The organism is Pelomonas caseinilytica (assembly GCF_021353235.1).
Taxonomy (GTDB): Bacteria; Pseudomonadota; Gammaproteobacteria; order Burkholderiales; family Burkholderiaceae_C; genus Pelomonas; species Pelomonas caseinilytica.
The window spans coordinates 84328-91246 of sequence record NZ_JAJTWT010000016.1 but is presented as its reverse complement, the minus strand read 5'-3'; the positions used below and the strand labels follow the sequence as shown (position 1 = coordinate 91246).

Sequence of the window (6919 nt, the reverse complement as noted above, 5' to 3'; positions counted from 1 at the left end):
CGCGGACAGTTGACCTACCATCCGGCCCGTCACTCAGGCACCTCACTCAGGGTGTCCGCGATCGCCTGGAACACTGTCCGCGATCAGCCTGGAATGGGTGTCCGCGATCAGTGGAATACGCAGGCACGACGCTGAAAGACCTGCTGGGGCCGCTCTACGAGAAGAACCTGCCCTACATCGAGGCCGCCTACCGCGGGGAACGGCAGGTGTTCGAAAGGGCCATCCCGCGGCCGGACGGCAGCGGGCTGCGCCACAGCCTGGCCACCTACATTCCACGGGTGGTGAACGGTCAGGTCCAGGGCATCTTCGTCCACGTGGCCGACGTCGAGCTCATCAAGCGCCTGGAGACGGCGCTGAAGGCCGCGAAGGAAGAGGCCGAGCGGCTGGCAACGCACGACTACCTCACCGGTCTGCCCAACCGGCTGCTGCTGCAGGACCGGATCGACGAGGCCCTGGCGCGGGCGATGCGGACGGGTGAACGGGTCTACCTGCTGGGCATCGACGTCGACAACTTCAAGACCATCAACGACACCTATGGCCATCCGGCGGGGGATCAGTTCCTGGTCGAGATCGCGCAGCGCCTCAAGTCCTGCGTGCGCGATTACGACACGGTCGCGCGGGTGGGAGGAGACGAATTCCTGGTGCTGGCCGCCGGGCTGCCCGACGGCATCGACGACCTGGCGACGCGGATGCTGCACAGCGCCCGGCAGCCGTTTCACGTCGGGGCCGCGGTGCTGACGCCCAGTCTCAGCATCGGTGCTGCGCGCTTCCCCAGCAATGGCACCACGCGCGAGGCCATCATCCATGCCTGCGACCGCGCGCTGTATGCCGCCAAGCGCCTGGGGCGCGACCGTTTCGTTCTGGCCTAGGGCGACCGAGGAGTTGCGCCAGGCGGTGTCCCGCGTGGGTGACCGGGCCGAGGCGGTGGAGCGGCACCTCAAGGGCGGCAAGGGCGCCGAGGACTGAACTCAGAGGAAGCGCGCCAGTTGCTCCACGTCCTCGGGGAAGAGCTGGCCCACCTCGGCAGCCGCGACGCGGCCGTCGCGCCCGCGCACCACCGTGACCGGCAGGCCTTGCGGCTTGGGCAGTACGGCCCCGACGGCGGGCGTGACCCAGCCGCAGGGGAAGTCGTAGCCGCGCCGGGCGCGGTAGGCCTTGGCGGCGGCGGGGTCCTGGTCGATGGACAGGCCCAGCACCTGCAGGCCGGCGGCGCGGTGGCCGGCCCAGAGCTTCTGGATCGAGGGTGTCACCTGGGCGCAGAAGGGGCACCAGCTCGCCCACCAGTACACGACGACGACTTGCCCCTTGGCCTGGGCGGCCTTGAACTCGCCGCCTTCGAGCAGGGGCAGGTCGGGCAGGGCCAGCGGGCTGCCGATGGCCGGCACGTTCTTCAGCGGCTCGGCCGCCCGGGCGCCGGCGGATGCTGCGCCCAGGGCCAGCAGCGCAGCCGCACTGCGGCACCACTCGCGGCGATCGGGATGTTGCATGGCGGCGTCAGCGGGCCGCGCCCACGAGCAGGCGCTCCTGCGCCGGCACGGGCTCGCTGCCGTCGAGCTCGACGGCCAGCTGCGTGCAGACGGCGCGGCACAGCATCGCCACCTTCTCGCTTTGCAGCCGGTAGTAGATCTGGTTGCCGTCGCGGCGGCGGCCCAGGATGCCGGCGCGGTAGAGCGTGGCCAGGTGCTGGGACATGTTGGGCTGGGTCGTCTGGATCTGCTCGAGCAGCTCGGAGACGTTGCGCTCGCCGTTGCAGACGGCGCTGATGATCTTGAGCCGCACCGGCGTGGCCAGGACGCCGAAGAGTTCGGCGGCGGACTCGAAGACGCGATCTTCCTCGTTGGCTTCAGTCATCGTGGTGCGGACGGCGGGATCGGGAAAATCACTGTATCAGCAAGCGCCGATGTGCGGCACTGGGGAATGGAGAATGTGCCTTTCCCGAGACTTGCCGCCAGGACCACCATGGATGAAGCCCAACTGCCTGCCCTCATGCACCAGGTGCTCTGGGCCGCGTTCGGGCTGGCCGTGCTCTTTGGCGCCATCAGCCAGCGTACGCGGTTCTGCACCATGGGCGCCATTGCCGACGTCGTCACCATGGGCGACTGGCGGCGTGCCCGCATGTGGGCCGTGGCCATCGCCGTCGCGGTGCTGGCCTTCAACGGCATGGCGGCCCTGGGCGTGCTGGACGCTGGCGGCAGCATCTACACCGGCCCGCGCGTGCTGTGGCTGTCGGGCCTGCTGGGCGGCGCGGTCTTCGGCTTCGGCATGGTGCTGGCCTCGGGCTGCATCAGCCGCAATCTGGTGCGGCTGGGCGGCGGCAACCTCAAATCCCTCGTCGTCCTGCTGGTGGCCGCCGTGGCGGCGGGAGCGACGCTGCGCGGCCTCACGGCGGTGCTGCGGGTCGCGACGGTGGAGAAGGTCTATGTGGAACTGCCCGCCGGCCAGAGCCTGCCGCGGGTGTTGGCCGCGGCCTTCCAGGGCACGGAGACGTCATGGATGCTGGCGACGGCGGCCCTGCTGGCCGGCGGCCTCGTGGCCTGGGTGCTGTCCCGGCGCGACGGGCGGGGCGCGGATGTCTGGCTGGCCGGCGCCGGCGTCGGCGCGTTGGTGGCGGCGCTGTGGTGGGTGTCGGGCCACCTCGGCTTCCTGCCGGAAGACCCGCGCACGCTGGAGCCGGCCTACCTCGTCACCAATTCGCGCCGCATGGAGTCCATCAGCACCATCGCGCCGGTCGCCTACGCCCTGGACTGGCTGCTGATGTTCAGCGACCAGTCCAAGACCCTGACCCTGGGCATCGTCACCGTGGCCGGCATCGTCGTCGGCGCCGCGCTGATGGCCTGGCGCGACGGCAGCTTCCGCTGGGAAGGCTTTGCCGGCGTGGAAGACCTCGGCCTGCACCTGGCGGGCGCCACCTGCATGGGCGTGGGCGGCATCGTCGCCATGGGCTGCACCATCGGCCAGGGCATCACCGGCGTGTCGACGCTGTCCATCGGCAGCTTCATCGCGCTGGCCGGCATGGTGGCGGGCGCACTGCTCGGCCTGCGCTACCAGGCCTGGCGGCTGGACCGACTCTGAGCCGGCAGGCCCGCGGGCTTCAACGCGCCGCGCCGGCCTCGGTGGAGGCGGGCAGGGCATCGACCTGGTCGACGAGCCGGTCGGTCAAGGCGGCGGCGGCCCAGATGCCCGCCAGCGTGACCCAGGACGTGGCCGTGAACACCGCCGCGCCCGACAGGCCGGCGCCCACGGCGCAGCCCCCCGCCAGCATGCCGCCGAAGCCCATGCAGACGGCCCCGGCGATGTAGCGGCGCATGCTGGCGCCGCCCTGGAAACCCTCGAGCTTGAGCTCGCCCGACAGCGCCGCGGCCAGGAAGGCGCCGAGGAAGACGCCGGGGATGAGGCCGACGTCGAAGCTCAGGGGCTTGTCGCTGACGAAGAGCACGCGGGTCAGCACCTCGGCCGACGGCCCGGTGAAGCTCAGGGACTGGATGGGATGCGGGTCGAAGGCCAGGCGGGAGATGGCATAGGTGAACCACCAGCCCGCCGCCACGGTGAGGCCCACGCCGATGGCGCCGCCCCAGCCCCAGGCGCCGACGCTCTGGCGCCGTGCCCAGAACACAGCGGCGGCGAACCACACGGCCGCGAACAGCAGGGCGCCGCCATGGCCGATGCCGGTGCGGGCCAGCATGTCGCGCGCACCGCCGCCGTCGATGGTCCACCACTCCGAGATCGCCAGGCGCAGCGGCGACAGCGCGCCCGTCAGCGCCGACTGCGCCGTCACGGCGAAGATGAGGCCCGACAGCAGGGCGCGCAGGTTGCCCTGGGCCGCCAGCACCAGCATGCGGCTGGAGCAGCCACGCGCCAGGATCATGCCCATGCCGAAGAGCGCCCCGCCCAGGGCCGCGCCGGAGAGGCTGCCGCGTGCGGCGATCTGGCGGGCGTTGCTGGCGTCGAACTGGCCGGCCAGGGCCAGCAACTGCGTGGCGCCCACCGCGGTGGCGAAGGCGAACAGCCACACCGTCAGCCGCCCGCCGGTGCGCTGGTTGCGGGCGAACTCGATGACGGCGGCGCGCAGGCAGAAGCGCGAGCGCTGCGTGAAGAAGCCGAACAGCACACCGATCAGGGCCGCGCCGAGCGCGAGGGTGCCGGGTTCGCCGAGGCGGTCGATGACGGGTTCGAGAAACATGGACGGCGGCCGGGGAGGGCCACGGCGCTAGGGCTTGATGTAGGCGTAGCCTTCCTTCTGCAGCTTCACGAGGCGCACGACGCCGGAGGGGGTGTAGTCGGCATCCAGCACGAACTGCTCCTTCTTGAGGCCGCGGTTCTTCAGCGTGATCTCGCAGACCTCGAAGCGCACGCCGCGGGACTTGAGCGCCGACACCAGCGGGCCGAACTCGACGCCGTTGGGCGCCTTGGCGCCTTCCATCAGCATGTCCACGCCGTCGGCGTGGGTCACGACGGTGATCTGCGCGGTGGGGTCGACGTCGAGATGGTTGCGGATGTTGCGCAGGCCCTTGAGGCCCTGCGTCGCCGCGCTGTCGAAGTGGTAGACGACGAGGTCGCCGGCCCAGGCCATGGGCGCAGCCAGCAGCAGGGCGAACAGGGTGAACAGCAGGCGCTTGGGCATGGCGGGCTCCGGGTGGTATGGGTGCGGTCAGTCGTGCAGTTCGATCAATTCGGTCACGGCCTTGACGCCGGCCAGCGCGCAGGCGTCGTCAGCCTCGCCGCCGGGCGCACCCGACACACCGATGGCGCCCACGACGGCACCGGCCGCTTCGATGACCTGGCCGCCGCCGATGGCCATCACCTGGGCCGACTGGCGGATGCCGCTCATCGGCTTGCCGGCCTGGGTCTCGGCGGCCAGGGACGCGGTGGAGATGCGAAAGCTCGCCGCCGTCCAGGCCTTGCGTGGCGCGATGTCCAGCGTGTGGGCGCCGGCGAAGCGGTCGCGCAGCAGCACCTGCACGAGGCCGCTGCGGTCCACGACGGCGACGGCCACCTGGTGGCCCGCCTGGCGGCAATGGGCCAGGGCCGCGCGGGCCGCGACGAGGGCCGTCTCGGGGGTCAGCTGCTGCTGGCTGAACAGCGCCGGTGGCTCGGCGGCCCCTGCCGTCGACGCGGCGGCCAGGGTGAGCAACAGCGGCAGGAGCGGGAGCGGGTGGCGCATGGCGGCCTCCGGTGTCAGGCGTCCAGCAGGCCGGGGTTGCCCTGCATGGCGACGAGCCTGGGGGTGTTGATGGTGCGCGGCTTCACGCGCCCGCCCTGGTGGCGCAGCCAGGCCTCGACATGCTCCCACACGGGCTTCACGCCCGGGGCGCTCTTCGCGTCTTCGGCCACGGGGGCCCAGCCGGCCACCTTGTAGCGCTTGTCGGCCTCCACGGGTTTGCCGTTGAGGCGCATGTCGGCGATGCGGCTGCCCATGGCCTCGTTGGGCCGCATCGTGTAGGCGAGGCCGCCCACGCGCACCATGTCGCCGCCCTGCTGGTAGTAGGGGTCGGGGTTGAAGAGGTTGTCGGCCACGTCTTCCAGCACCGTCTTGATGGTCGCGCCGGTCATCTCGGTCAGCGTGGCATAGGGGTAGGTGATGGCGAGCTGGTCCATCAGCAGCTCGCGCGTGATGGTGTCGCCGGGCAGCAGGCTGGTGCCCCAGCGGAAGCCCGGCGAGAAGGCGATCTCGGCGCCCTGCACATCCATCAGCGCGTCGCAGATGAGCTGGTCCCAGCTGCCGTTGAAATTGCCGCGGCGGTAGAGCAGGCCGTCGGTGACGGCGAGCTTCTCGCCCAGCCGGCTCTCGTAGGGCGCGCGGATCTTGGTGATCAGCGCCTGCATGTCCGGGTCGGGGCGCAACTGGTTGGCGAACACCGGCAGCAGCCGGTAGCGGAAGTCCACGACCTTGCCGCCCTTGACGTCGAAGTCCATGACGCCGAGGAACTTGCCGTTGCTGCCGGCGTTGGTGACGAGGGTGGTGCCGCCTGCGTTCTTCACGGGCACGGCCACCGGCACGCCGTCGTGGGTGTGGCCGCCGAAGATGGCGTCGATGCCCCGCACGCGCGAGGCCATCTTGAGGTCGACGTCCATGCCGTTGTGGGACAGCACGCAGACGACCTGGGCACCGGCCGCGCGGGCTTCGTCCACGACCTTCTGCATGTTGGCGTCCTGGATGCCGAACTCCCAGTCCGCCACCAGGTAGCGCGGGTTGGCGATGGGCGTGTAGGGGAAGGCCTGGCCGACGATGGCCACGGGCACGCCGTTGATCTCGCGCAGCACGTAGGGCTTGAAGACCGGGTCGCCGAAGTCGGCGGTCTTCACGTTCTGGGCGACGAAGTCGACCTTGCCGGCGAAGTCCTTCTCGACGATCTGCTTGACGCGCTCCATGCCATAGGTGAACTCCCAGTGGCCGGTCATCACGTCCACGCCCAGCAGCTTGCAGGCGTCGACCATGTCCTGGGCCTGCGTCCACAGCGAGGTGGCCGAGCCTTGCCAGGTGTCGCCGCCGTCGAGCAGCAGGGCGCCGGGGCGGCTGGCCCTGAGGCGCTTGACCAGCGTGGCCAGGTGGGCGAAGCCGCCGACCTTGCCGTAGCGCCGCGCGGCCGTCTCGAAGTCCAGCGCTGTGAAGGCGTGGGCCGTGGCCGTGCCCGGCCGCAGCCCGGTCGCCTTGAGCAGGTGTTCGCCCACCAGGTGCGGCAACTGGCCCCGCATGCCGCCGACGCCGAGGTTGACGCTGGGCTCGCGGAAGCGGATGGGGTTGAGCTGCGCATGGCAGTCGGTCATGTGCAGCAGGGACACATTGCCGAAGGGCGGCAGCTCGTAGAGCTCGGCCTCGGCCTTGGCGGGCGCGGCCTGGGCGGTGCGCGCCAGCGGCAGGCCGGCCGCTGCGGCGCAGCCCAGCACCTGGAGAAAGTCTCGCTTGGACAGCGACATCGTG

At 71.1% G+C, this 6919-nt stretch carries 8 protein-coding genes; 2 read left to right on the top strand and 6 right to left on the bottom strand.

Annotation, left to right across the window (positions count from 1 at the left end):
* Nucleotides 1-110: 110 nt before the first annotated feature.
* Nucleotides 111-869: a diguanylate cyclase domain-containing protein gene (locus LXT12_RS27085; protein ID WP_233394940.1), complete on the top strand. Its 759-nt coding sequence runs from the start codon at nucleotides 111-113 to the stop codon at nucleotides 867-869.
* A gap of 99 nt (nucleotides 870-968) precedes the next feature.
* On the opposite strand, the gene LXT12_RS24560 is transcribed toward LXT12_RS27085, so the two are convergent.
* Nucleotides 969-1487: a TlpA family protein disulfide reductase gene (locus LXT12_RS24560; RefSeq protein WP_233394939.1), complete on the bottom strand. Its 519-nt coding sequence runs from the start codon at nucleotides 1485-1487 to the stop codon at nucleotides 969-971.
* Nucleotides 1488-1494: 7 nt separating this feature from the next.
* Nucleotides 1495-1851, bottom strand: a complete 357-nt coding sequence (locus tag LXT12_RS24555) for an ArsR/SmtB family transcription factor (protein ID WP_233394938.1) — start codon at nucleotides 1849-1851, stop codon at nucleotides 1495-1497.
* A 108-nt stretch (nucleotides 1852-1959) separates the two neighbouring features.
* On the opposite strand from LXT12_RS24555, the gene LXT12_RS24550 reads away from it, so the two are divergent.
* A complete protein-coding gene (locus tag LXT12_RS24550) occupies nucleotides 1960-3072 on the top strand; it encodes a YeeE/YedE family protein (RefSeq protein WP_233394937.1) in 1113 nt (370 codons plus the stop codon).
* 19 nt (nucleotides 3073-3091) lie between these two features.
* Here LXT12_RS24550 and LXT12_RS24545 read toward each other — a convergent pair whose 3' ends face one another.
* The 4 genes from LXT12_RS24545 to soxB are packed head-to-tail and all read right to left on the bottom strand — an operon-like array spanning nucleotide 3092 to nucleotide 6915.
* Nucleotides 3092-4180, bottom strand: a complete 1089-nt coding sequence (locus tag LXT12_RS24545) for a YeeE/YedE family protein (RefSeq protein WP_233394936.1) — start codon at nucleotides 4178-4180, stop codon at nucleotides 3092-3094.
* A 27-nt stretch (nucleotides 4181-4207) separates the two neighbouring features.
* A complete protein-coding gene (locus tag LXT12_RS24540; protein WP_233394935.1) occupies nucleotides 4208-4621 on the bottom strand; it encodes a DsrE family protein in 414 nt (137 codons plus the stop codon).
* 27 nt (nucleotides 4622-4648) lie between these two features.
* A complete protein-coding gene (locus LXT12_RS24535; RefSeq protein ID WP_233394934.1) occupies nucleotides 4649-5161 on the bottom strand; it encodes a GlcG/HbpS family heme-binding protein in 513 nt (170 codons plus the stop codon).
* A 14-nt stretch (nucleotides 5162-5175) separates the two neighbouring features.
* Complete coding sequence (gene soxB / locus LXT12_RS24530; RefSeq protein ID WP_233394933.1) at nucleotides 5176-6915, bottom strand: thiosulfohydrolase SoxB; 1740 nt, start codon at nucleotides 6913-6915, stop codon at nucleotides 5176-5178.
* Nucleotides 6916-6919: the final 4 nt, after the last annotated feature.